The following is a 289-nucleotide window of genomic DNA, read 5'->3' on the forward strand; positions in this document are numbered from 1 at the left end:
GATCAGATCCTGAAACAGGATGGATATGTCGCCAAACAGGATCGAGCCGGGACAAAGGTCGATACGCCGATTGCGGACATTCCGCAGGCAATCACGGTGGTCACTCAGGATCAGATCGAGGATCAGGAGCCGCGCACGCTCAACGAGACGCTCGGCTATACGGCGAGCGCCAATCCGAACAATTTCGGCTTCGATTCGCGCTTCGACGCGTTCACGCTGCGCGGCTTCAACGCCTATTACAACGGCATCTTTCGCGACGGGCTGCGCCAGTACAATTCGCCGACGGCAC

At 58.5% G+C, this 289-nt stretch carries 1 protein-coding gene; it reads left to right on the plus strand.

Annotated features, from left to right (window positions below):
- The coding region (locus CH341_RS32150; protein WP_170149904.1) for a TonB-dependent receptor plug domain-containing protein at nt 1-289 on the plus strand (289 nt) is incomplete at both ends.

The sequence above is a fragment of the Rhodoplanes roseus genome, from assembly GCF_003258865.1.
GTDB lineage: Bacteria > Pseudomonadota > Alphaproteobacteria > Rhizobiales > Xanthobacteraceae > Rhodoplanes > Rhodoplanes roseus.